Source organism: Paenibacillus phytohabitans (assembly GCF_013141775.1).
GTDB classification, from domain to species: Bacteria; Bacillota; Bacilli; order Paenibacillales; family Paenibacillaceae; genus Paenibacillus_AQ; species Paenibacillus_AQ phytohabitans.
The window spans coordinates 82,037-106,794 of the sequence record NZ_WHOB01000037.1 but is presented as its reverse complement, the minus strand read 5'-3'; the positions used below and the strand labels follow the sequence as shown (position 1 = coordinate 106,794).

22 protein-coding genes are annotated in these 24,758 nt (G+C 43.7%); 17 read left to right on the top strand and 5 right to left on the bottom strand.

Annotated features, from left to right (window positions below; genetic code table 11):
* Positions 1–69: 69 nt before the first annotated feature.
* Both GC101_RS13905 and GC101_RS13900 read left to right on the top strand, forming a co-directional pair.
* Complete coding sequence (locus GC101_RS13905; RefSeq protein ID WP_039295952.1) at positions 70–366, top strand: hypothetical protein; 297 nt, start codon at positions 70–72, stop codon at positions 364–366.
* A 20-nt stretch (positions 367–386) separates the two neighbouring features.
* The gene (locus tag GC101_RS13900) at positions 387–722 is read left to right on the top strand and encodes a hypothetical protein (RefSeq protein ID WP_171717746.1); all 336 of its coding nucleotides are present in this window, start codon (positions 387–389) and stop codon (positions 720–722) included.
* Positions 723–739: 17 nt separating this feature from the next.
* On the opposite strand, the gene GC101_RS13895 is transcribed toward GC101_RS13900, so the two are convergent.
* Positions 740–1,126, bottom strand: a complete 387-nt coding sequence (locus GC101_RS13895) for a HEPN domain-containing protein (RefSeq protein WP_171717745.1) — start codon at positions 1,124–1,126, stop codon at positions 740–742.
* A gap of 142 nt (positions 1,127–1,268) precedes the next feature.
* Between GC101_RS13895 and GC101_RS13890 the strand changes: the two genes are divergently transcribed.
* The 11 genes from GC101_RS13890 to GC101_RS13840 all read left to right on the top strand — a co-directional run bounded on the left by GC101_RS13890 (position 1,269) and on the right by GC101_RS13840 (position 18,502).
* Positions 1,269–1,604, top strand: coding sequence for a helix-turn-helix domain-containing protein (locus GC101_RS13890; protein WP_042218645.1), 336 nt, complete (start codon positions 1,269–1,271; stop codon positions 1,602–1,604).
* Between the two features lie 162 nt (positions 1,605–1,766).
* Complete coding sequence (locus tag GC101_RS13885; protein ID WP_171717744.1) at positions 1,767–4,010, top strand: U32 family peptidase; 2,244 nt, start codon at positions 1,767–1,769, stop codon at positions 4,008–4,010.
* Positions 4,011–4,060: 50 nt separating this feature from the next.
* Positions 4,061–4,744 (top strand): response regulator transcription factor, encoded by a 684-nt coding sequence (locus tag GC101_RS13880; RefSeq protein WP_042141824.1) that lies wholly within the window; start codon positions 4,061–4,063, stop codon positions 4,742–4,744.
* Positions 4,745–5,746 carry a sensor histidine kinase gene (locus GC101_RS13875; RefSeq protein WP_171717743.1) on the top strand — a complete coding sequence of 334 codons (1,002 nt, stop codon included), beginning with the start codon at positions 4,745–4,747 and terminating at the stop codon, positions 5,744–5,746.
* 101 nt (positions 5,747–5,847) lie between these two features.
* On the top strand, positions 5,848–6,786 hold the full coding sequence (locus tag GC101_RS13870) for a VanZ family protein (RefSeq protein ID WP_171717742.1): 939 nt from the start codon (positions 5,848–5,850) through the stop codon (positions 6,784–6,786).
* A gap of 24 nt (positions 6,787–6,810) precedes the next feature.
* The gene (locus tag GC101_RS13865; RefSeq protein ID WP_074100000.1) at positions 6,811–7,494 is read left to right on the top strand and encodes an ABC transporter ATP-binding protein; all 684 of its coding nucleotides are present in this window, start codon (positions 6,811–6,813) and stop codon (positions 7,492–7,494) included.
* Entirely contained in the window at positions 7,491–10,082 is a 2,592-nt protein-coding gene (locus GC101_RS13860; RefSeq protein ID WP_171717741.1) for an FtsX-like permease family protein, read from the top strand. Before GC101_RS13865 ends, GC101_RS13860 begins: the two co-directional genes overlap by 4 nt.
* 52 nt (positions 10,083–10,134) lie before the next feature.
* Complete coding sequence (locus tag GC101_RS13855; RefSeq protein WP_171717740.1) at positions 10,135–11,055, top strand: helix-turn-helix transcriptional regulator; 921 nt, start codon at positions 10,135–10,137, stop codon at positions 11,053–11,055.
* A gap of 94 nt (positions 11,056–11,149) precedes the next feature.
* Positions 11,150–12,004, top strand: a complete 855-nt coding sequence (locus tag GC101_RS13850) for a DUF2785 domain-containing protein (RefSeq protein ID WP_171717739.1) — start codon at positions 11,150–11,152, stop codon at positions 12,002–12,004.
* A 21-nt stretch (positions 12,005–12,025) separates the two neighbouring features.
* Entirely contained in the window at positions 12,026–12,694 is a 669-nt protein-coding gene (locus GC101_RS13845; protein ID WP_171717738.1) for a type 1 glutamine amidotransferase family protein, read from the top strand.
* A 324-nt stretch (positions 12,695–13,018) separates the two neighbouring features.
* Positions 13,019–18,502: an S-layer homology domain-containing protein gene (locus GC101_RS13840; RefSeq protein WP_171717737.1), complete on the top strand. Its 5,484-nt coding sequence runs from the start codon at positions 13,019–13,021 to the stop codon at positions 18,500–18,502.
* A gap of 98 nt (positions 18,503–18,600) precedes the next feature.
* On the opposite strand, the gene GC101_RS13835 is transcribed toward GC101_RS13840, so the two are convergent.
* On the bottom strand, positions 18,601–19,071 hold the full coding sequence (locus tag GC101_RS13835) for a pyridoxamine 5'-phosphate oxidase family protein (RefSeq protein ID WP_171717736.1): 471 nt from the start codon (positions 19,069–19,071) through the stop codon (positions 18,601–18,603).
* 141 nt (positions 19,072–19,212) lie between these two features.
* On the opposite strand from GC101_RS13835, the gene GC101_RS13830 reads away from it, so the two are divergent.
* Positions 19,213–19,665 carry a VOC family protein gene (locus GC101_RS13830; protein WP_171717735.1) on the top strand — a complete coding sequence of 151 codons (453 nt, stop codon included), beginning with the start codon at positions 19,213–19,215 and terminating at the stop codon, positions 19,663–19,665.
* A 52-nt stretch (positions 19,666–19,717) separates the two neighbouring features.
* Here GC101_RS13830 and GC101_RS13825 read toward each other — a convergent pair whose 3' ends face one another.
* Positions 19,718–19,975, bottom strand: a complete 258-nt coding sequence (locus GC101_RS13825; protein WP_171717734.1) for a helix-turn-helix domain-containing protein — start codon at positions 19,973–19,975, stop codon at positions 19,718–19,720.
* A 216-nt stretch (positions 19,976–20,191) separates the two neighbouring features.
* Between GC101_RS13825 and GC101_RS13820 the strand changes: the two genes are divergently transcribed.
* Positions 20,192–20,989: a DNA-binding protein gene (locus GC101_RS13820; protein WP_171717733.1), complete on the top strand. Its 798-nt coding sequence runs from the start codon at positions 20,192–20,194 to the stop codon at positions 20,987–20,989.
* Between the two features lie 52 nt (positions 20,990–21,041).
* Complete coding sequence (locus tag GC101_RS13815; RefSeq protein WP_171717732.1) at positions 21,042–21,185, top strand: hypothetical protein; 144 nt, start codon at positions 21,042–21,044, stop codon at positions 21,183–21,185.
* Positions 21,186–21,225: 40 nt separating this feature from the next.
* Here GC101_RS13815 and GC101_RS13810 read toward each other — a convergent pair whose 3' ends face one another.
* Positions 21,226–22,935 carry an ABC1 kinase family protein gene (locus GC101_RS13810; RefSeq protein ID WP_171717731.1) on the bottom strand — a complete coding sequence of 570 codons (1,710 nt, stop codon included), beginning with the start codon at positions 22,933–22,935 and terminating at the stop codon, positions 21,226–21,228.
* Complete coding sequence (locus GC101_RS13805) at positions 22,932–23,282, bottom strand: AbrB/MazE/SpoVT family DNA-binding domain-containing protein (RefSeq protein WP_171717730.1); 351 nt, start codon at positions 23,280–23,282, stop codon at positions 22,932–22,934. Before GC101_RS13805 ends, GC101_RS13810 begins: the two co-directional genes overlap by 4 nt.
* Positions 23,283–23,574: 292 nt before the next feature.
* Here GC101_RS13805 and GC101_RS13800 point away from each other — a divergent pair, with 292 nt between their 5' ends.
* Positions 23,575–24,744 carry a discoidin domain-containing protein gene (locus GC101_RS13800; protein WP_171717729.1) on the top strand — a complete coding sequence of 390 codons (1,170 nt, stop codon included), beginning with the start codon at positions 23,575–23,577 and terminating at the stop codon, positions 24,742–24,744.
* Positions 24,745–24,758 lie beyond the last annotated feature (14 nt).

The window sequence follows — 24,758 nt, the reverse complement described above, 5'->3', positions numbered from 1 at the left end:
ATGTAACGAAGAATGTACATCTTATTCAGTTTGTGAGGTATATTATGATACTAAACATGGAGGATTGTCATGGACAACAGAAGGTTCATTAAAGCCTATATAAGTTGGAAAAAAGACCCCAGCAGGTTTCCAGTAAACGAATGGATGCGTGACATCGTTGTAAATTATGGTGAAATTAAGGATAAGACAATTTATGGTGATACGTGGACGGTGCTGGTTAGGGTAACAAGACATATTGAGGGTACGTGGGATACTTATGCTGACGTAGCTTTTATAGTTGACGAAGCACCATGGCAATTACTCAAAACAGGTTATAGCTTTAATCTCTGGGCAGGAAAGGATATTGCAATAGTCACTATAGTTTGATTCATTAAGGAGCTAAGATAATGGACGATAATAGGAAAGATGCTTTGGTAACACTTTGTATGTTAAAACTTCGTTTCCAGAATGAACTACAAGTAGATTTAATGAATATTCAAAAGAAAACAAAAGAGTTAGTAAATATGGGACTGGATGAGCAATCCATTATAACTTCTATTCAACGTTTAGAAGACAGGGGACATGTTAAAAAAAATAGTGAGAATTTACTGTTAGCTTCAGGAATTGTGCATCATTATATAGAGATTCTTCAGTATGACGATGAAGTTAATATCGAAGAAACCTTAGGCATATTAGAGAATCGTATTCGGAACCATACAGACCACCGGAGATACGACTTGTAAAATGTATTCGAAATTTCCTAAATTCCCATCCTCCAGCACAACTCCTCCAAAACCTCAGCCGCCCGTCTCATAACTCTCTTCATATCCTCATCTTGTATCACCTCTAACTCCTTCCCCTCCCCATTAACGATAAAATTCAACTCACTGACAAACACCACAATCTCAAGCCCAGGATTATAATCTGGATGTATTAGCAGCAATAGATCACTTAATGATATCTCAGTACCAAACTCTGTCTTATGCTCATAGATGTATAACGCACGAATCATAGAGTTAAGTGCTGAATGACAAAGAAAGAACGCAGTTTTATACTGCTTATGATTTCTCATAATATGAGCTAGCTTTATGTGATATTGAGCAAGCTCAGTATAATCGTTAATTTTCTCTTGCATGCTTCTTCCCATAGTGAAGGCCTCCTACACCGCTTTTGGAAAAGTATTACACAATTATAATACCTATAGATATTAAAATAAATAATAATATTTATTGTTTGGTGTTTACCTTTATGAAACTTGTCTACACTTTTGACATGGAGAGGTGAACACCGTGATGGATAAGGAAATACTGAAGCTCGTCGGAACCCGGATTCGTGCTCTTCGGAAAGAGCGGGGCTTGTCTCAGGAGGCGCTGGGGGAGAAAGGCGGATTTCATTTTTCATATATAGGGCAGATTGAGCGTGGTGAGAAGAACGTTTCTTTATTGAATTTACATAAGATAGCGGAATCGCTTGAAGTTAATTTAGTTCAGCTGTTTGCGTATCAGAATGAAGAGTTTATGGTTACCTCAGCTGAGAGCGATATTCAGGATATTGTAGGTATGCTTCGTGACGCTAATGATGAGAAGATACGCGTGGCTAAAAATGTACTCAAGGAATTATTATAAAAAATAATTATGAAGCAAGCTTATCAGAGGGAATGAGGTTGATTAAAAACAAAGCGCAAGCCATTGGTTTGTGCTTTTTGCCGTAGCTTAAGAGTAGTTCTTATTTTATGATTAATGGTGCTGAGTTTCAGCGGTTAAAGAAGTAGGAGGTAAGGATAATTTATGACTGAATTACTAGCTCCAGCAGGCAATATGGAGGCTTTAAAAGCTGCAATATCTAATGGTTGTGATGCAATATACTTAGGAATGCAAAAATTTGGTGCACGCGCATACTCATCTAATTTTGATTTAGAAACGTTAAAAGAGGCTGTTACGTATGCGCACCTGAGGAACGTTAAAATCTATGTTGCCATGAATACCATCGTTTTTGAAAACGAAGTTGAAGAGATGAAAGAGCAGATACAGGAATTAAATGAAATCGGTGTGGATGGAATTATTGTCCAGGACCTGATTGCTTTCGATTATATCGTTAAAAACTTTGTTGATATGGAAGCACATTGTTCAACTCAAATGGGAATAGACGATGTAGACGGAACTTTATTATTTAAAGAACTTGGTGCGAAAAGAGTTGTTCTGTCCCGTGAGGTCAAGATTGAAAAAGTAAAAGAGATCAAAAGAATAGCTGAAATCCCTTTAGAAATTTTCGTTCACGGTGCTTTATGTGTATCTTATTCGGGGAATTGTCTAATGTCAGGATTGCTCGGCAATCGATGCGCAAATCGCGGAAGATGTGTGGGTTCATGCCGTAAGGAGTATGAACTAATCGATAAGACAACAGATACATCTTTAGGGAAAAGCTATATTCTATCGACTAAGGACTTGAACACCATCGATTATATCGATGATTTAAAAGAAATCGATTCTTTAAAAATAGAAGGCCGAATGAAGGCGCCTACGTATGTTGCTAATGTTGTATCCAAATATCGCAAGGCCTTAGATCATAAAATAACCGAAGAAGACAAAGAAAATCTGAAAAAAACATTCAATAGAACATTTACTAAAGGGTATTTGTTTCACGAAGACAGGAGAAATATTACAAACATCTTAAAACCTAATAACTTTGGTTATGAAATTGGAACAATCAGCGGGATTGTTAAAGACATGTATGAAATAACACTTACACGTCCTTTAAATCAGAACGATACCATTCGAATCAGTCACAACAATGAAGATATTAATCTAACGGTTGCCAAACTGTACGATAAAGAGGGCGAATTAATCAACAAAGCAGAGGATGTCTGCTATATCAGAATCAAAGAAAAGATGTCTAAGGGAGATGTAGTCTATAAAACGAAGGATTATTTCTATAACAAAGAATTAGAAGCATCACTGGAAAAAGAATTTAAGCGGTTTAACCTCGATATTAGAGTATATGCATGTCCAGATTCAAAGCTTGTCATAGATGCGGAAGGCTTAGGCTTTAATTATTCCTATGAAAGCGAGGAAATACTGGGCGAAGCCATTAATAATCCAACAACAAAAGACCAGGTAATCAAGCAATTCTCAAGATTAAATGATACGATATTCGAACTTAATCATGTCGAGTATGAGGAATGCAATGCATTTATTCCAGCTAAACTGTTAAATGCAGCAAGAAGAGATATTGTACTGGGCTTGTATGACTTAAAGCTTAACAGCCAGCAGAAAAGAACCAAGGCTGTGGAAGCAAAAGAAAAAATAAGCTTTGCCCCTGTAAAGCCATACCTTACGGCCTCTGTAACGACTAAGGAACAGTACGATGCTTGCGTGAGCTGTGGAATTAAGGAAATCTATTACGAAAATGTGGTTAGAAGAAATCAGAATGATTATAAGGAACAAGAAGGACAGCTACTAATTGGAGGATATGGGGGGATTAATCACTATAGAGAAACAAACCCGTTTGTTACGGACTATTCTCTAAATGTTATTAATGCCACTAGCTGCTATGAATTATATAAATTAGGTGCAAAACGAGTCACTTTATCTTATGAATTGAATAAGAGCCAAATTGAAGATTTAATGAATGCCTATGTTAAAGAAAATGACGGCTATCCTGCACTGGAAATGGTTGTATATGGCAGGGCTCCTTTGATGTTTACGAAATATTGTCCGATGAAAAAAATGAATCAATGCAGAATTTGCAAAACGAAGAGCTATGAGTTAAAAGATGAGCACGGAACGTTCCCTATCATTTCCCATGATGATTGTACAACGACTCTCCTTAACGGGAAGACGCTTAATCTGTTGGATGAGCTGCCAAACATCAAAGGAATCGAGGCGCTCAGATTAAACTTCACAGTTGAATCCAAAGAGCAGGTTGTGAAAGTCATTAATATGGCCTCAGGCAAATTAAATGACTCAATAGATAATGCTGTCTTTGATCAGGAAACAGACACAAGAGGGCATTATAATAAAGAGATTGTGTAGTCGTGGAATTCATTAAATGTTCTAAAATCAATCCTAAGGATGACCTTCAGATGAAAATATTATTAGTTGAAGATGATAAGACGATCGCGTCGGGACTGGAATATTCGCTGCAGCAAGAGGGTTATTGGACCGTTCTCTGCCATGATGCCGCTTCAGCCCGAAAGGTGCTCGCCGAAGACATCGATCAGTTCACTTTGTGCCTGTTCGATTTACAGCTTCCAGACGGAACTGGCTATGAATTATGCAAGATGGTGAAGGAACGACGGGATATCCCGGTCATTTTCTTAACAGTGATTGATGATGAGGTCAATGTCGTGATGGGACTCGATATGGGAGCCGATGATTACATTACCAAACCTTTTCGGGTTCGCGAGCTTCTCTCCCGGATCAAGTCCGTCTTGCGGAGATACCAGAAGCTGTCCCATGCCGGAGCGGTCATTGACATTGACAATGTGCGCATCCATACGCTGGAAGGCAAAGTATATAAAAACGGTGCCGAAATTTCGCTAACCGCCTTGGAATACCGCTTATTGCTGATCTTTGGCAACCACGTTGGACAGGTCCTCACCAGGAATCAGCTCTTGGAGCAAATCTGGGATGTGGCCGGCGACTTCGTGAATGACAACACGTTAACGGTCTATATCAAAAGGCTAAGGGAAAAGCTGGAGGATAATCCAGAGCAGCCGGCTCTGATCAAAACGGTACGCGGTTTAGGCTATAAGGTTGGTGATTAGATGCTGCGCAATCGGGAAAATCAAATATTATTACTCGTCATGGGCTCGATCAGCTTATCGGCGATCGTCATTGCTGCTTTCATTTCGTCTGTCGCCGCAGCCCTGGTTTTTATTGTATCCGTGCTGCTTACCGGCACAGCTGTATTATTCACGAAACGGAGATATTACGAGCTAGAGAAGCTGTCCGTCTATTTGCGGGAGATTAGCAGCGGCCAGGCCTCCCTTGACCCTCGCGATAATCAAGAAGGTGAGCTTAGCATCTTAAAGAATGATATTTACAAGGTGACACGCATGCTCTCCGAACATCGTTCGCTATTGCAGCGGGATAAGCTTCAACTGACCGATGCCATCTCCGATATTTCACATCAGCTCAAAACACCGATCACCTCTATGACAGTCATGGCAGATCTGTTAAGCGCCCCTGATCTGCCTCCACTCAAAAGAACGGAGTTCACCCATCATATTCGCATTCAGCTTGAACGGATCGATTGGCTTGTTTCATCCTTATTAAAGCTAGCGAAAATGGAAGCGGGAACTATCCCGTTCAAAAAAGATCGAATACACATGGAAACCCTAATCCAAAAGGCACTGGAGCCGGTTATGATTCCGATGGATATTAAGGGACAGACCGTTTCCATCACAGGGGATGACAACGTCTCTTTTGCCGGCGATTTCCGTTGGACTGCTGAAGCGGTTATCAATATTTTGAAAAATGGAGTGGAGCATACACCTGAGGGCGGTGCAATTACCATCACATTTTCCGACAACGTGCTATTTACGGAAATCGTTATTGCTGACAACGGAGAGGGCATTCCGAAAGAGGATTTGCCTTATATTTTCAAACGTTTTTATAAAGGAAAAAATGCTAATGAAGGAAGCATCGGTATAGGGCTTGCGATGGCTCACAGCATCATTGCAAGCCAGAACGGCGTGATTGATGTAACGAGCGACAGCGGGAGGGGTACAGAGTTTCGGATCAAATTTTATAAGCATGTGATTTAACAGCACTCCGTAAGTGACTGAACTGTCACCTCCAACGTCACTGTAAAGTCATTTTGGACAGATAAAATGATATTCATCAGATAAACGATGGAGGTACAACCATGCAAGTGAAGCAGCAGCGCAAGATTACTTTTTTTATCACGATAGGCTACGCCCTGATTATTCTTTATTTTATGTTTTTTGCTTTCGGCAGAGCGGATACTGTAGATCAAACCAGTCAGTACACCTTTATTTTTTTGCCGGACGATTTTTTTAGGGTTCCGGGTCTTTCCGATCTTCTACATCCGACACTGATGGACTTGGTGGGTATTGGAAACATTGCAGCCTTCATACCTTTTGGCATACTGCTTCCGTTGTTATACCGCACCAGCTTTGTTCGCTTCATGACAGGGTTTATCCTGTCCATTCTTGTGGTGGAGACCATCCAGGCGCTAACCTTCCTCGGCAGCTTTGACACGAACGACGTCATAAAGAACTCATTGGGCGCTGCTATTGGATTCGGGGCGTACCAGATTGGCTTCCGTACAAAAAACTACCGGAGAAATATCACTGCTACGGGATTTGCCGGTGTTGTCTTAATGCTCGGCGTGTGGGGGGTCTTAGGAGTAGTTGATCAAGTGTTCACCAAAGAGTTGGCCCCTTTTGTAGCGATAAACGAATGGGAAGATAGTACCGGAAATCGATTAACGGGAACCAAACAGGACAGTCTTAAGATTGGCGGTCAAGACGTGACACCCCAATATAATGTGTATGGCATCGAAGGTAAAAAGAAGGAAACATATACGTATTCGCTAGGCAATAAGGGAGAGCTGTATCTTAGCTTGAATTATGGAATTCCTGATCATAAGGATTTTCAGGGCAGCATTAAGGTTACCGTTGACGGGCATGAGCTCCTGTCTGTATCTGCAGAAGATCAGCTCCATGAGCCGGATAATAGGATCCTTTATCTCACCGGGGCTAATGAGCTTAAGATAACCATTGAGGGGAATGAAACCCTTTGGGATGTTGGATATAGAGAGATGGTATATACCTGGAATTGAGCATCTAGGGAAGGAGGGATGACAATGGAGATTTTAACAATTGAAAATTTGTCCAAAATATACGGCACAGGCGAATCGGCGGTGAAGGCGCTTGATGATGTTTCCTTTTCGGTCCAAAAAGGTGAATTTGTCGCAATTATCGGACCATCCGGATCGGGGAAATCGACACTCCTTCATATGCTGGGCGGTGTGGATCGACCGACTGGCGGGAAAGTGTATGTTCAGGATACGGATATGTATACCTTGGACGAAACGCAGCTGGCCATCTTCAGACGCAGGCAAATCGGGCTGATCTACCAGTTTTTCAATCTGATTCCCGTCCTGACGGTGGAAGAGAATATTACGCTGCCGCTCTTGCTGGATCAACAAAAGGTAGATCAAAAGCAATTGGCTGATCTTGTGAACACGTTGAATTTGCAGCATCGATTAAACCATCTGCCGAATCAGCTATCCGGCGGACAGCAGCAGCGTGTCTCGATTGGCAGGGCGATCATCGGCAATCCTGCAATCATGCTGGCCGACGAACCCACCGGGAATCTGGACAGCAGGAATAGCAGCGAGATCGTCGATTTATTGAAAATGCTGAATAAGACCTATCATCAGACACTGATCGTAATCACGCATGACGAACGGATCGCCCTGCAAGCCGACAGAATCATTTCAATTGAAGATGGGAGGATTGCCAAAGACGAGGTGATAAGGCGATGAATATTGTCAATACATTAACCATCCGGCATCTGAAGCAGAACAAGAGACGAACACTTGTGACTATTCTTGGCGTAATTATTTCGGTATCTATGATGACCGCTGTCATTACGCTTATTTTTTCCTTTGCGGATTTAATGATCAGACAAACGATCACAGATACAGGGGAGTGGCATGTTCAGTATCAAGATATAACCAAGGAACAGCTTGCGGCGATAAAGGGCGATGATGCAACCAAAACGGTTGCAATCACAAGAGACCTTGGGTATGCCCCGTTAGAAGGGGGACAAAATTCCAATAAGCCGTACTTGTTCATTAAGGAATATGATGTGCAAGGGTTCACACAATTTCAGATTGAAATAAGCAAGGGGCGTCTTCCGCACACGGACAAGGAGGTTGTGATCTCCGAGTCTGTTGCAACAAATGGCAAAATGAAGTACGAAATCGGCGACCGTCTAACGCTTCGCGTCGGCGACCGATTCGAACAAGGGGGCGATCATCCCCTGGATCAGACGGAACCGCTGCGCAGGGAAGACGGCACATTGACCGAGACATTACAGCATAGCATAATTAAGGATTATACGGTGGTAGGCTTCATTAAACGTCCGGTGTCGGAAACGGCTTGGGCCCCGGCTTATACGATCATTAGCTATGTCGATGATCATATCATCGGAGGGGACGATCGGGTCGATGCGTCGGTGGTCTTGCAGCAGGTCAATCCGTTCTTGTTCGCACATGCGGAGAAGCTGGCTGAGAAAAACCAAATTGACACTGTCCAATTTAATAACGATTTGCTTCGTTATTATGGCTTGTCCAGCAGCGGAGCCTCATCCAGCATGATGTTCTCATTATCGGCAATCATTATGGGGGCCATTATAATTGGCTCGGTTGGACTCATCTATAACGCTTTTGCGATATCCGTCTCGGAACGTTCCCGCCATTTAGGGATGCTCGCGAGCGTGGGGGCGACGAAAAGGCAGAAGCGAAATTCCGTATTTTTTGAAGGTATCGTCATTGGTTTGATCAGCATTCCCATTGGCATCTTATGCGGTCTTGCCGGAATCGGAATCACCTTTTCGTTCATGAACACAATGATTGAAGGGGCATTATGGACTAGTGAAAAGCTGAGGCTTATCGTCACGCCGTTATTGCTCTTGATTACTTGTCTTGTTTCGATGCTGACGATTTTCGTTTCGGCGTATCTCCCGGCGGTTAAAGCATCCAGGGTATCTCCCATGGACGCGATTCGCCAAACCACTGACGTAAAGCTTACGGCCAAAGCAGTGAAGACGTCGAAGATCATTCGTAAGCTCTTCGGAATCGAAGCAGAAATCGGGCTGAAAAACTTAAAAAGGAACAAACGAAGATATCATGTTATTCTTTTTTCGCTTGTCATCAGCATCGTTTTGTTTTTGACGATATCGTTTTTCACGACTGGCCTGACACAATCTCTGGCATTGTCGCTGGAAGGCATCAATTACGATATTGAAGTGTCGTCCAGTAATGGCGAAAGACTAGATGACCGGTTGATGCAATCACTTGTATCTCTGAATGGCGTCACGGAATATAGCGTCAGTCATGAGTTAGTCAGGAACGCTTGGGTCGATGCAGCAAGCATCGCCGACGAGTTGCAAGAGAAGGTTAAGCAGGATAAAAGTATGCTGCAGGACGGGAAATACCCTTACGAAATTAAGCTCTATGCACTGAATGATTCGAGCCTGCAAGCCTATGCCAGAGCGGCTCACGCAGATTACGAACAGCTTACGGATCTGGATCATCCCGCCGCAATCGTGATGGATACGATTCATTACAAAGATATAGATACGGGTAAATATATTCAGACGAAGTCCATATATGCGAATATCGGTCAACATATCGAGCTAACGAGTTTTTTTAATGAGAGCGGGGAAGAAACGAAGGCAAATAAAGTGATAGTTGCCGCATTGACGGATAAGGCACCGATGGGGATGAGCCCGGTAGGCGTAGGCGGGTTAAATATGATCGTGTCGGAACGCGTCATGAATCGGCTAGCAGACGGCGAGGAGCTGGCTAACGCTTCGATGTACCTCCATTTGAAAAGCACGGAACCGGTGAAAACGCAGCAGGAAATTGAAGCGATGAATGAGACCAATCTGAATGTCTACAATGTATATCAATCCAGAATAAGAGAAGAACAACAGATTCTGCTGATGAACGTCTTTTCTTACGGTTTTATCGTATTAATCTCTGCGATTTCCGTTGCGAACATCTTTAATACAATCTCAACAGGGCTGGCTCTTCGCAAACGGGAATTTGCGATGCTGAAATCCGTAGGCGCGACGCCAAAGGGGTTTGCAAAAATGCTGAACTATGAGAGTGTTTTTTATGGGGTCAAGTCGCTCTTGTATGGGCTTCCTGTCAGTTTCGCCGTGATGTTTCTGATCTATAAAGCATTTGCGAACAAATTCAGCTATGGGTTCACCCTGCCCTGGATGAGCATTCTGTCTGTCATTGTGTGTGTATTTGTCATTGTCAGCTCTGCGGTTGTTTATTCCGGAGCTAAAGTAAAAAAGGAGAATATTATTGATGCATTAAAGCAAGAGAATATATGATTCACTTACTTCACCCAGAGGAGGAGACGTTACTTAGGCGTCACACACAATCATGCGAGTTGACCGATTGCTCTCCATGCTGCTGATCATCTCCGGTAAAGGTACGGTAACGGGCAAGGAGCTTGCCGAGCATTTCGAGGTATCCTTGCGGACCATCTACCGGGATATCGAAAAAATAAGCGAAGCCGGCATACCAATTGCCTCCTCCAGCGGCAAGGGCGGAGGATACTATATTATGGACAGCTATAATATAAGCGGCCTCTTTTTAAACCGGGATGAAGCTCATACGTTTGTAGCTGTAATGAAGAATTTACACGGCTTGTTTGGCAGGAACGAAGCTTTTAATGACATCATGCTAAAGGTTGAGCATACCTATAAGCGGGAGTCCGATAAGCACAAACTGACTCTGGATATGTCCCATTTCAGCATGGAGCAGGAAATTAAAGAATACATTGGGATCATAAGCAAGGCCATCACGGATAACAGGCTGCTGGTGTTCGACTATATCAACAGGGATATGGAATATCTGGAGCGAACGGTAGAGCCAAGCTGGATTGACTTTCGCCACGGCCATTGGTATGTGATAGGCTTTTGCCGGGTCAGAGAGGACTACCGCAGATTCAAGCTCGTGCGGATTAAGCAACTGAGACAGGGGCCGCCTTTTGTAAAAAGAGAGCTGCCCGATGACCGAATCGCCGAGGTTATTAAGCAAAGCTATTCGCAGCGGGACATACAGGTTGTGCTCAGATTCACTTCGCGAATTGGCGCGCAGCTTACCGAGTATTTTGAGAAAGAGAAGATTAGCCGGGGTGAAGATGGCTTTTACCTGGTTTCAGATACTTTTCCTTATGAGGAGGGTCTGCTGAAATTCATTCTAAGCTTCGGCAAGGAGTGCGAGCTGCTGGAGCCTCGTGAATTACGGGCGGAGCTGCAGCAATATATGCAGAATATGCTTCTATCCTACAATGACTGACGCCCTGGTGTCAGTCATTGTGTTCTATAGTGGGGATATCGGCGGATAGAATACATAACGCCCGCTATAACTAGGCTAGGAGTGAACCGACGAAATGCACGAGGACACACGAACAGAACTGATACGGAAGCTGCAAAGATTGGAGGAGGAACGCTATATCCTGCGTGAGGGAGAAAGATTACAAGACTTTACCTGTCTGATGCTGCGGCATATTGGCGATCCGGAATCGGAGCTCCGTGAGCATATCTATTCCACTTTTCACATATGGCTGAAGCGCGATAATAAGTTCTCAAGTGCGGAAATGCAGCATCTTTTGGCTGTCCTGATGGATGACCGGCATTTGTTCTATCGGATTGGAAGCGAGGATGACCATAGTGTACTCACCAGGGCGTTTGCGGTTCTGCCTATCGTTCTTATTGTACAGCGGCACAGGAATAATTCATTCTTGACTCCAAATGAGTTCCAGCATCTACATCATTCGCTGCTTCGCTACTACCAGGAGGAGAAGGACCTGCGCGGTTATCTGGCAGTCGAAGGCTGGGCTCATGCCGCGGCTCACGGGGCAGATGCCCTCGAGGAGCTGATCCGCTGTCCGGAAAGCGATAATGCAGTGCAGCGCGAGGTGCTGGAGGCGATTACAGGGATGCTGCATAACGGTGTCCGGATATTTGACGAGGAGGAAGACGAGCGCATGGCCAGCATTGTGGATACGATGATTAGCGAAGCACTGCTTCCGCAGCAGGAGATTGCCGACTGGATTCATAGCTTGTCGCTGTGTACGGAATGGCCGGATACGCGCGCACAGAGAGTCGCCAGAGTAAACGGGAAAAATTTTGTGCGCAGCCTATATTTTAGAACGAGGGCCCACAATGACGGGAATAATCTTATTCTTAACGGCGCCATGCTGACGGCTGAAGCTAAATTGAACCACTTTACAGAGGCTAATTAATACATATGGAGGTAATTAAGTTTGAGTACTCACTACTATTTCAGTTGGTTTAATCATTTTTTTCCAGAGAAGCTGGTCCATTGTTTGCAGGAGGATATACAAGACAGACAATCGCTTGTTATGATTAGCGCTGACCCGTCTGGTTACACAGATGAGCCAATTAACTTTGATGAACTCTCTGAATGGACATGGCTGAATCAGGCTAACATTACTTTTGATGAATATCATTTCATTGATTACCGTATGCAGAAGGAGGATGCCCAGAGGTTCATTCAGAACGCTTCTGTCATTTTTTTATGCGGCGGGTATCCTATTTTGCAGAGCGATTTTTTGGCGGATTATGAATTATCGGATGTTATTAAGAACAGCGATGCCGTTATACTGGGTGCCAGCGCCGGTGCGCTAAACATGTCTGCAAAGTGGTTAAGCTTGAATGACACTGGTCATGAAGTTGAAACGAGTACGATTTATGAGGGGATTGGCTTTGATCATTTTGCCTATGAATCTCATTCTAAGCGTGGCTACGCCATGTTTGTTCAAGGCTACCTGTTCCCCTTGTCTGAAGAGATCGATGTCTATGCGGCAGAACAGGAGAGCGCTATACGTGTAAAGGACGGCAAAATCGAAACAATGGGTCCTTTATATTTAATTTCCCGCTCCAAGATTCAGAAATTGGTTGAGACGCTCTAATTAGGGAGAAGGGCTACCGAAATGAAACGCTCAAATAATAATTAGTCACCTCTCAATATGGACCTGTATCCAGAGTATCCCGGTAAGCGGCGAAGAGATAAACTCTCTTTCGCCGCTATTTTTTTTAGATGAACATCATTTTCGCTGTATTTCTACCTTCCATTATTTAAGATAAAGTTAAAGTTTTCTTTAAGTTTCAGATGAGGGTTAAGTTGCTATGCTAACATAAATGAAGATAACAATTGGATGCACAAGAGGCTGGACACTGTAATAGGGTGTCAGTCGTTTTTTTTCATGTAATTCATTTATTAGGGGGAATAGTCTTTGTACAAACGGATTATTAGTTTAATGTTTGCAGTGTTATTGTTGGTCTCCCTAGTATCGCCAGGTTTGACATCGGCGCAAACGAGCAATCCTAGTGAGTCTAGAACAGAATCGTTGGAATTACCTCCATCCAATGAGCTATCAAGTGGCTGGAGTAATATCGCGCAAAATATCAATCCGGTTGCCGACGCACCGAATTTGACGAATGGGAATACAGCAAGTTCTTTCAATGATGTGAAGCAAGGCAATTGGTTCTTCGAAGCAGCAAATTATGTGTATCAGAATGGCCTATTCCAAGGTACAGGGGAGCACACTTTCTCACCACAAGGCACAATGACACGTGCAATGTTCGTTACTGTTCTTGGACGTGTAGCAGGAATTGATTCTTCCCAATACACCTCAGCCTCTTCATTCACGGATGTGTCCGCGGGTTCTTATTATGCACCGTACGTAGAATGGGCAAATAAGAACGGTATTGTAACAGGGGTAGGCAATCGTAAGTTTGCACCAAACAGTACGGTGACTAAAGAGCAAATGGCTACTATTATGGTTAGATATTTCGAGGAATTTAACATCGGCTATCAAACAGGAAATACTATTAATACAGAGCCAAACGATATTGGTAATGTTTCAAGCTGGGCAAAGGATGCTGTATTAGCATTATGGAGAGCTGGTCTAATCAATGGCGACCCAAGCGGTAATTTCAATCCAGCCTTCAATGCAACTCGTGCTGAAGCGGCTTCGTTTGTCATGCGCAGTAATGAGGTGATTAAGAAAAACACTTCACCGGCATCAACAGCGATCCCAACATCCACATCGACACCAACACCGACATCAACACCGACATTAACATCAACATCTGCATCTACATCAACATCTACACCGGTATCTACACCAACTCCATCTCCAACATCAACTAGCGGAACCTTCACCATTACATTTAATACAAATGGCGGAACCGCTATAGCGAATAGGTACGTTGTTGCAGGTCAATCACTAGGCGAATTACCAACTACGCAAAAAGAAAATTACACGTTCCTAGGCTGGTATACGGATAGTGAGTTTACTACGGAGGTTTCTTTAGATGCAATCGTAACCAGTGACATGACACTATATGCCAAATTCGAAAGATTATCGGATCAGGCACTCGAAGTTCAAAGTATACCTGTGATTAGTAAGCTGGATCAGCCAAGCACATTTTCAATTAAAGTCGTTGATAGCTCTGGAGAATTAACAGAATCTATGATTAAGAATGCGATTAAGTTTAGCGCATCTACGCATCTTGATTTTGTGAAGTATTCAGGTATTTCCATAACTAAGGTGGATAATGAATACATTATTACTGCCAATAACAAGAATAAGCAATTTCCTGAGGGAGGTACATTCAAGCTCGTATTGACTGAAGATGCTTTGGTATTCAAAGAAGGCGATACGGAATATGATTCATCCACAAGGGAAGTTGATTTTACGACAGCTAAGGCTGAAGTCAACAATCTTAAATTCAATCCGGACCTGAAATTTATAAGTGCATCTGAAGTGTCTTTGATGAGTCAAGACGGTCAGCAGGCTAAGTTTATTGCGAACCCGTTATATACGTATGATATCAATAAGGGAACTACGGAAACAACCGTAAACGACTATCAGGATGGCTACTTCATTCATGATGGCGGTGGGATCGAAGTAGGAGATACCGTTGCCATTTATGACGGTGCTAATCCAAGTGAGCATCATGGAAGCGCGCCGTTAGAGGATGAAGGAAACATTTCTTACGTCCAAATTTTTTCAATCAAAAATGGCAATGAGTATCATTACGGCGCGCCAGATGTAGCGGATATTATTTTTGTACCAGATGTTTTACCCGTAAATGCTGCTGAGGATACGGATGGTGATCCGAACAATAATTCAATCACGGTATCTGAATCAACGATGGATTTCTCGGATGCAAAGTATGCGGGCTTTAATTTCAAAGAAGATCTTACCGTCGAGCCAGGAGATTTCATCGCATTCTATACAGGGGAATTGAGTGAGGCCTCTCAGCTTCTCAACTATGCACAGATCAGAGCAGTTAATCTTGCTAATAATACGTATACGATTACTTATGAGGCTATTAGCGAAGAAGCAATGCGTAGCTCATTCGATTATTATAAAAAAGATCAAAAAGTAGAGAATGAAAAGCTGCTTAGTGATGATAGCATTGCCCAACTGGAAGCAGAGATGACTAGTGAAGCAATGGATAGCGGATTTGCACAGCGCGCTTCAGGCTATCTTGCATCGATGGCACTGCAAACAGACAGCTTTAAGGAGCTTAATGTAGATAACCAGTTCAGTGATAGCGATATTCAGTATCTCAGTGAAAATGCAGCTGCAGGGACTAGCTTGATGAAGATAGCCGGCGCAAAGGTGGAAGTATCTGTTGAACAAGTAAAGGTAGATATTTCACCGAACCTAAACCACTTCGAAGGAAAAACAGGTATCCGCGCCGCTTTACAAATTGAAGCAGAGGTAACCATCGAGGTTAGTGCAAATCACGAAATTAAAATTAAATTAACAGGGACATTTGAGCAAGAATTTTCAGTTAACCTTAGCGCCGGTGGGAATATTTACTGGGAAGAATTCTGGTTTTTCTCAATACCCGTCGATTATTCAGTATATGCCAATCTTGATGTATATACGTATACGGCCGTAAGATTCGATGCCAATCTCGGACTATTCGAGAAAGAGGAAGATATTGATTGGAAGAGTGATGATGTTATTAACGTCGCAAGACAAATTAAGAAGGTTATGGAAGAGTCTGAAAAGTACACAGATACGGAAATTGATGAGATCTCGGACAGCTTACCGGATCTATATGCAGATTTCCTGGACAATGAAGATATTGATTGGGTTGATATCGTTACACAAGAAATATTTAGGACCCAAGTGCGAGTCGTTAATGGTATTTTTGAGATTGTATTTAAGGCAGAGTTCGTAGTTAGTGCAAAGGTTAATATCTCGGTTGGAATTATATATACGTATGAAAATGGTCAACGCTATGGTTTTAATATGCGCATCATTGCAGCTGAGGTTAGTAACTCTCAAACTACGCTTGTACCTGAAAAGTATAACTTTACCTTCTATGCGATGGGTGAATTAGGGTTAAGAGCCGGGATTCGTCTTACGGTAGAGGTTGGTGCCTTATCCACGGAGCTTAATAGTATAGGGGTGCAAGCAGAGCTAGGAGGGTATATAAAATTATGGGGCTTCTTCTATTATCATTATGAGAGGACTGAAGGGAAACCTGCGATTTCTAGTATGAAAGGGGCTTATCATGCAGAGATCGGGCTATATTTAGAAATAAAAATTATTGCGCAGGCGTTTAAGGGAACCTTCTCGGTCGTACCTTACTCGACGACCTATGAGAAGCCTCTATTTGAAATGGGTACACGTAACGCGATCCTGGATTTCTCTTACGAACAGGATGATGTTGAGCCGATAGAGATGCATGGTGAGTTTGGAAAGATATCTTATCAATTACCACTTGAATACTTTATGATGGATAAGATGGATTTACACGATGGTGAACTGACTTCTTCTCCACAAGATGTTTCTTACTTTAGAATCAGTTTCTCGAATAGGGACAACTTCAGGTATGATCCTCGCAACCGTACTATCACACCTGATCGTGATGATGAAACTGGATATGATACAGAATTATATATCACTTATGACGGGCCAAGCGCATCATTAGGTTCTGATCCTCTGACTCGTACCTATACAGTCTCATATGATAATCTTAAAGACAGCTATACGATGACATTAAAGGAACTTGATGAAAAATTACCGCTTTCTGATATGAGAATTATGCGGCAAATTAGTGGTAAATATTTGTCGGCGATTCCTCAGATCCCGGATCCTACCAAGCTAGGGTATACATTCATAGGCTGGTATAATGAGAGCCTGGGAACGATAGGATGGAAGGTTCCGCTTCCAACTGTAATGGATGCCAAAGATCTTAATTTCTATGCTGCATTTCAACCTGCTACGGATACGCCGTATCTGGTAGAAACCTATACTGAAAATTTATATGATGATGGCTACACATTAGTTGATACAGAAAAATTAAGAGGAACAACGAATGCTGTACCTTCAGTAGGTCCGAAAGACATCCCAGGATTCATTACGCCTCAAAAGACTCAAGTGGTTATTAAGGCAGACGGATCAACTGTAATCAAGTACTCATATAAACGCGAAATGATCGAGCTAACCTTCCAGCTTGACTATTCGAAGGCAACAGATGATGTACCCATTGCCGCAACGCAATATATTGAATATATGAAGTATGGGGCCAGTCTGGATGTTCCGAGCTATGTGACGAATATTAAAGGTCTTACTTTCCTTGGCTGGGAATCAATGGATAATCTTGTTCCGGCTACACCGAAAACCTACACGGCCTATTTCGATTTGAAGAAGGATATGAGGGTACTTGTAGAATATTATTCAAGAGACAGCTACGAAGGAGAATTCTCGAAAGTGGGCAGTGAAATTTATCTGGCAACTGCCTACAAAGTGTTCAATGCACGTACCCAAGCGGCAGGCTATTATAACAGTCCCAATGAGTACGAGTTAGCAGATGATTGGGGTCTTCCAACAGATTATACAATTGTAGTAGATCCGGAACGTCCTAAAAATGAGCTTGTAGTGAGGCAATATCTACAGCGTAAATATGAGCTAACGTTTGATTCGAATGAAGGAACTTTTGCTGATGGTGTTTCTGGAAAAAGCTATTTAAGTGCAGGAATGCCTTATCAAATACCATCTGACCCAACGCGTGAAGGTTATACTTTTGCAGGCTGGTCACCAGCAATTCCGTCAGAGAATCGTGAAATGCCAGCGGAAAATCTGACCTACACTGCACAGTGGACGGAGGCTGCAGAACGTCAAAAGTATACGGTGGAGCATTATCAAAGAGGTACGGGTATTGATGCTCCATTTGAATTAGTGGATACAGAAGAGCTAGAAGGAATAGTAGGGGACACGGTAACTGCAACCCATAAAACCTACTCTGGATTCTATACTCTAGAAGGAACGGGTACCGATTATGCAACCATAAGCAGTGGAGTGGTTGATGAAGATGGCAGTACGACGCTCCAGCTATATTATGATAGAAATGTGTATAAAGTGAAATTTATCTACATTGATCCATTTACACAAGAAGAAAAGCTAATCAACGAGGAAACCTATCGTTTCGGCGTACAATTCACGATTCCAAGTAAATCTGTCTGGGGATTAGGAGTGACTGGAATTGGATGGAAGGCGTTAGACGGGGCACCGGAAATTGATGAGTATGCTATGAACTTAGTACCGGCACAAAATGTGACTTATGAGCTTATCTTGCCTGACGAAGGAAGCGGAGAAGGTGGAGAGGGTGAAAATCCGGGATTTCCAGGTTTTCCGGGATTTCCGGGAAGTCAATTCCCAGGCCTTACGGGTTTTATAAAGTTCTAATGTAGATGTTATCATTTAGTTGGTTCTTATGAAAAGGTTCATCGCGGCGGACTGCTGCGATGAACCTTTTTTGCTGACTGTTCTATCACATAGATCACTTAATTTGCCGTCTTATTGATAAAATCAATCTCATTTCTGATCCCTTTATGGGCATCATTCCACAGGCCCTTTGTCAGGCGAATGCGCAGCAGGCATGTGTTTGGGTCTTCGTCGTTATTGGCTTCGTTATACCAATCGGCGAATATAGTGCGCAGCTTAGTCATCATCTCGGCGTTATTCTCGTCACATACCCAGCCCAGGTTCTCACCGATACCATCGGCCGTAAAGTTTTCGACGATGATACAAACGGCGACTTCGGGGTTCTGGGCGATCTGCCGCATTTTGCCTGAGGTCGCATAAGTGACGGTGTAGAACGCGCCGTCCTCATAATAGGCGTCCACTATGCGGGCGGCGGGACGGCTTATACCATTGGCCCCGGGTTCCAGCGCGATGGTAGACAGAGTGATCAGGCCGTCCTTGTTACCCACTTGTTCTTCCAGCAGCTTCATGGCTTCGTTGTACTTGCTCATTATACTACCTCCTAAAATGTCATAAGGTATACATTGTTAAGCTTATCATTGTAAAATATTGGTGCATGTGAAGAGTGATACGATAAAATAATAAATCGCCCGTATCTATGTCATCATGAATAATGATAAGGAGATGAGACTATGGCAGAAAACAAATTACTAAGAATGGATAATGTCGGCATTGTTGTAGAGTCTTTGGACGAGGCAATCTCTTTTTTTGAGGAGATTGGCCTGAAGCTCGAAGGGCGAGCCACCGTCGAAGGTGAATGGGCTGGCCGCGTAACCGGACTGGGTTCTCAATACGTAGAGATTGCTATGATGGTTACCCCGGATGGCCACAGCCGAATTGAACTTTCGCGATTCATCAATCCGCCTGCTATATCAGATCACCGGACTGCTCCTGTAAATGCTCTCGGTTATCTACGTGTCATGTTCACCGTTGAAGACATTGACGAAATGGTATCCAGACTCACTAGGTATGGTGCTCAGCTCGTTGGCGAGGTAGTTCAGTACGAGGACTCTTATAAGCTCTGTTACATTCGTGGAACCGAAGGAATTCTGGTCGGTTTGGCGCAACAACTCAGTAATAAATAAAGATAAGAGCGGAGCATAAGCTAACAGCTTTATGTCCCGCTCTTATTTACGTTCACCCGTTTTCATGCGCTTTATCATATTCTATCTCAATCAGCTTAAAAAAGTCGGATGGCTTAATTTTCAGTCCCTGGCAGAGATCAAATATTTTCGTGACGGAAGGCTCGTTTCTGCCAACCTCAATCATGGAAATATAGGATCGGTCGACATTGCATTCATGCGCCAGATCCTCTTGGCTAAGACCTTGTTTGATACGTATAGCTTTAACGGTTTTTCCGATAACCCGTTTAATGATGTTGGACGGTTCACTCAAGGAAAATAACCCCTTTTAAGTCCATTATCAATCTGATATAATAGCCTTGACAGATAAAGTATTCAACAAAAAGTAAAATATATACATATTTACGGCATTCTGTACTCCTCAGTAGTCTCTCCATGATTCACGTTACACAGCCCAAAAACATACCGCACAGATAATGTACCTTCATAAAATGAAAATTATTCTTATAGTCCAAAGGAGGCTCTACCCGTGCGCCCATCCTTTCTAAAATCACTCAACCTTGATGTTATTGTGGAGATGATAGAGATGGCTTGCCGCTTGGAGAAGTGGGACAAGGTCGTTGAGACATCGGAGATATTATACGAATGTGTGCAGTATCTATATCAGGAGCAGCAGTATCGGAAGGCTAAGTCTTCGCCACTGTTGAGAATCGGGCTGGGACATCCCTTGGTCTATTATTACGGATTCAGTTATCTGACCCGAGGGATGGCTTATCTAAAGATGGAGAATTATGAGGAGGCACGGGTGTATATTGATAAGTATGCCGAGATGGGCTGGTTGGAGGATCTTGGTGAGGACGGCTTGGAAGTTGTAGAGGAATTCCGGTTTCTGGCGCAAGCAAACGGATATGCACTTGAACTTATATCTGGGCAGGTAGAAGTTCTGAATTCTTATACTGCCTTTCTGCGGGAGAATCCAGAAGAAGTACTTCCCGGACTGGATGTGATTCTGCAGGCAACGCTGCGGTATGGGTTGGATGTGGACGAGTTGCTGAAGATGTTCGCGGAGCAAACGGCTGAATTCAGTACATATGAGGATGATGAAAATCTAGAACACTGTTATAGCTTCAGTCATCATTTGGCGCTTTACCATAAGCGGGCCGGAAGAATGATGGACGCAATGGAGCAGATAGTGCAGGCTGTGAAACTGGCCTATCGGTCGGGGAACGACAGTCATGCTACAAGAAGTCTGGCGCTCTTCGAATCGTTGCGCGATTGGGCAACGGTGGAGCAGGTCAGCGAGATTCAGGCGCTAATTAAGGGGTGAATGGTGAATACCGTGATGGATAAGGCTATCGCAGGAGGCGCTTGAATTTAATTTGGTACAGTTGTTCGCGTATCAGAATGAGAAGTTTATGGTTACCTCAGCAGAGAGCGATATTCAGGATATCGTAGGTATGCTCCGTGAGGCCAATGACGAGAAGATACGGGAGGCGAAAAATGTATTAAAAGAATTATTATGAAGCAAAGCAAAACGCACAAGCCATTGGCTTGTGCGTTTTGCTAGTGCTTAGACTTCGGCGTTTCCAATCTGCTACGCTCACGCATGGCGTTCATCTGCCTGGCGTGTCTTTCGGCACGGCGGCGTCCTCTTGTTTTGAGTTGGCTAAGCATAATGAGTAGCCCCAAAGTGCCCAACCCATAAGAAACCATATGATTCACTTCATTCCACAGGTTTGCCGCAGTCAGAAGGGATACCGCCCCGATGATTGTTGCAATAATCCGCTGTGTATTTTTATTTTGCGTGTCGATCAATTTTTGCTCGAAGGAGCTCGATAGCTTTACCCGTAAATTTCCGCTATCCATTTTATCTACTGCAGATATGAACTTCTTGGTCGTAGGAAGGATTCCTTTGAGAATGCTCTTGCCTTCATCTACAACGTTAGAGAAGACATTTCCCCGGAGATCCCTACGCACAACCTCTTCGACATAAGGCTTAACGGTCCCAATCAAATCAAGTCCGGGGTCCAGTCCGGTACAAAGTCCATACACCGTGCCTATGGCTTTTCCCAAAAATGTTGTGTTTGCCGGTAACTGAAAAGGCTGAGAATAGAGGAAATCACGTAACTCTTCAGCATTGTCACCTGACGTCACGAAGCTAAGGTCAAACGTATCCCCGTTGATTTGTTCAAATAATAACGTAAGGTTCCTTGCGAATACCTCTAAATCTACATTCCGTCTTAAAAATCTCAAACGGGTAAGGGCATCGATTGCGCCGTGAGCATCTTTTAAATACACCGCCATTAGCAGTGCTACCATTTGCGTCTTCATATCCTCGGCAATTCGCCCGACCATTCCATAATCGATTAAGGCTATGGTGCCGTCAGGCTGGACGAGAACATTGCCCGGGTGCGGGTCTGCGTGAAAGAAACCTTCTAATAGAATCTGCTCTACGAAAATTTCTATCAGCGATGTCGCTAATTGGGTCCGGTCCACACCCCAGGCATCCAGCTGGGCAAAATCGTTGATTTTTACACCCTCCAGAAACTCCATGGTTAGAACTTTCGAAGTGGTATAGGACCAATGAATGCCTGGAACCACGATATCATCCCGATGGATGAACTGCAGCTGGAATTCTTCTGCATTTCGTCCCTCTTGCTCATAATCGAGCTCGTCCATAACAGTATCGTGAAACTCAGCATACACCGCATCCAGGTCCATGAAGTCTGCAATCTTCGTCTGGCGTTTCAATAACGAAATAGCAACCTGTATGGATCTCCAATCAATGGCGATAATGTCCTCGACCCCGGGACGCATCACTTTCACTGCGACTTCTTCACCTGTTCGTAAGGTCGCCCGATGCACCTGTCCTAAGGAAGCTGCTGCGATAGGAGTTGTACTAAACTCAGCAAAAATTTCGCTAATGGATACTCCGAGTTCGCTCTCTACCTTGTGCTTAATCTCAGAATAATCTACGAATTCTACGGAATCCTGCAGCTTGGACAATTCATCAATAACTTCTTTCGGCAAAATATCCACCTGCGCACTAACATGCTGCCCAAGCTTGATAATTAAGCCACCCATGTCCATGGCGGTCTTCGTAAAATACGCTGCCTGCTTTCGATATAAGGCTTTTGTTTTCGCCTCTAAGCGCCGTCCCGGAATAAAATACTTTTGCTTGCCCAGCCACCAGAAATCCCAGGCGAACTTAAAAATCATCCGCATGGTTCTTCTGAACCGGAGATCCTTCATTAATTTAAAGAATTCGCTCATTCTTTTTCATCTACCTCAGGTCCTTTTTCAGCGGTCACAGGCTCCTGAGCATCATCTTCATCTTCTGAAGTAGTAGTGCTTTTATCAAAGATCGCTTGGGCCATACTTTCGAACTTTTTCGAAGCGCTCATGAAGAAATCGGCAAATTTGTTGAACATTTCGGCTTTGACCAGAATGACAGCGCCCTTACGCTTATTTCCGAAAACGATGAATTTCTCACCTGGCTTGATATCAAGCTCTTCCCTTGCTTCTCTAGGAATAACAACTTGTCCCCGCTCGCCCATTGAGGTTGTTCCCAGCACTTTGCCATGCCCGAATCCGTGACTATTTTCTTTTTTTTGCTGCATTCTAATCTCTCCTTAGATGATAAATCTGCACCAGTATGATGTTTCATACTAATCATATCATCAATGAGTGGTGTTTGCTAAAGTCTACAATCCGCTATTTGTCTAAAATTTGTCTAAAAATACTGTTCTAGCTCGGCGATAAACAAGCATTCTTCCGCGTTACTGTGAATACCCTTATGAATGGTGCGAAAATCCGTAATCATTAAGGTAGGAGAAAGGGGCTCAAATGATGGAAGGCTCAGGAATTAGTGAGGGAAAGAAAAGGATTACGGCGAAAATAAGAGGGTACTTGATGGTGGTAGCTATCATCGTTTCGTTAATGACGTTAGGGACTCCTGTAATTGCCGGAGGCGATCAAGGGGGGACTCCCACGCAACTAGTCGTGACTTATGAGACGAACGGAGGCTCCACGATTGCCCCGCAACTTGTATCGGCGTCCGGAGGTAAATTGGTGTTTCAGTATACTCCGGTGAAGGAGTGCTTCAGCTTCGCAGGCTGGTACTACGACAGTGCGCTGACGCAAGCCTATAATGGGTCAGATCTAATCACCAGAAATCTAACGCTGTATGCAAAATGGGCGGCTACGGGAGCAAATATGCTGTGCGGCGCTACTACATTGACTCCGAATTTGGCATTGAACAGACCCGCGACGGTTGACAGTACGTGCAACGCCTCGCAGACTGCGGCCAAAGCCGTGGAAGGCAGCGTCATCAATGATAGCAAATGGTGCTCCAAGTCCGGCAACCGCTGGCTGCAGATCGATCTTGGCTCCGTGAAGCAAGTGAACCAATTCGTCATCAAGCATGCAGCAGAAGGCGGGGAGACCCCTTCCTATAACACGAAAGCTTACAATATTCAGGTCAGCACCGATGGTACGAACTGGAGTACAGTAGTCAAAGTGACCAATAATATGAAAAGCGTAACGGTAGATAATATCGCTTCAGTATCAGCAAGATATATCAAGTTGAACGTTACAACGCCTACGCAAACCACTAACCCTGCGGCAAGAATCTATGAGTTTGAGGTATACGGACCTCCAAATTTAGCATTAAATAAACCAGCGACGGTTGACAGTACATGCAACGCCTCGCAGACTGCGGACAAAGCAGTGGAAGGCAGCGTCATCAATGACAGCAAATGGTGCTCCAAGTCCGGCAGCCGCTGGCTGCAGATCGATCTCGGCTCCGTGAAGCAAGTCAATCAATTTGTCATCAAGCATGCATCGGAAGGGGGAGAGACCGCCTCTTATAATACGAAGGCCTACAATATTCAGGTCAGCACCGATGGTACGAACTGGAGCACGGTGGTCAACGTAACCAATAATACGCTTGGTATTACGGTAAACAATATAACAGTAGTATCGGCCCGGTATATTAAGCTGAACGTAACGGCGCCTACACAAACCACGAACCCTGCGGCCAGAATCTTTGAGTTTGAGGTATACGGACCAGGTTCTATTTGACTGTAGGAGGCGGA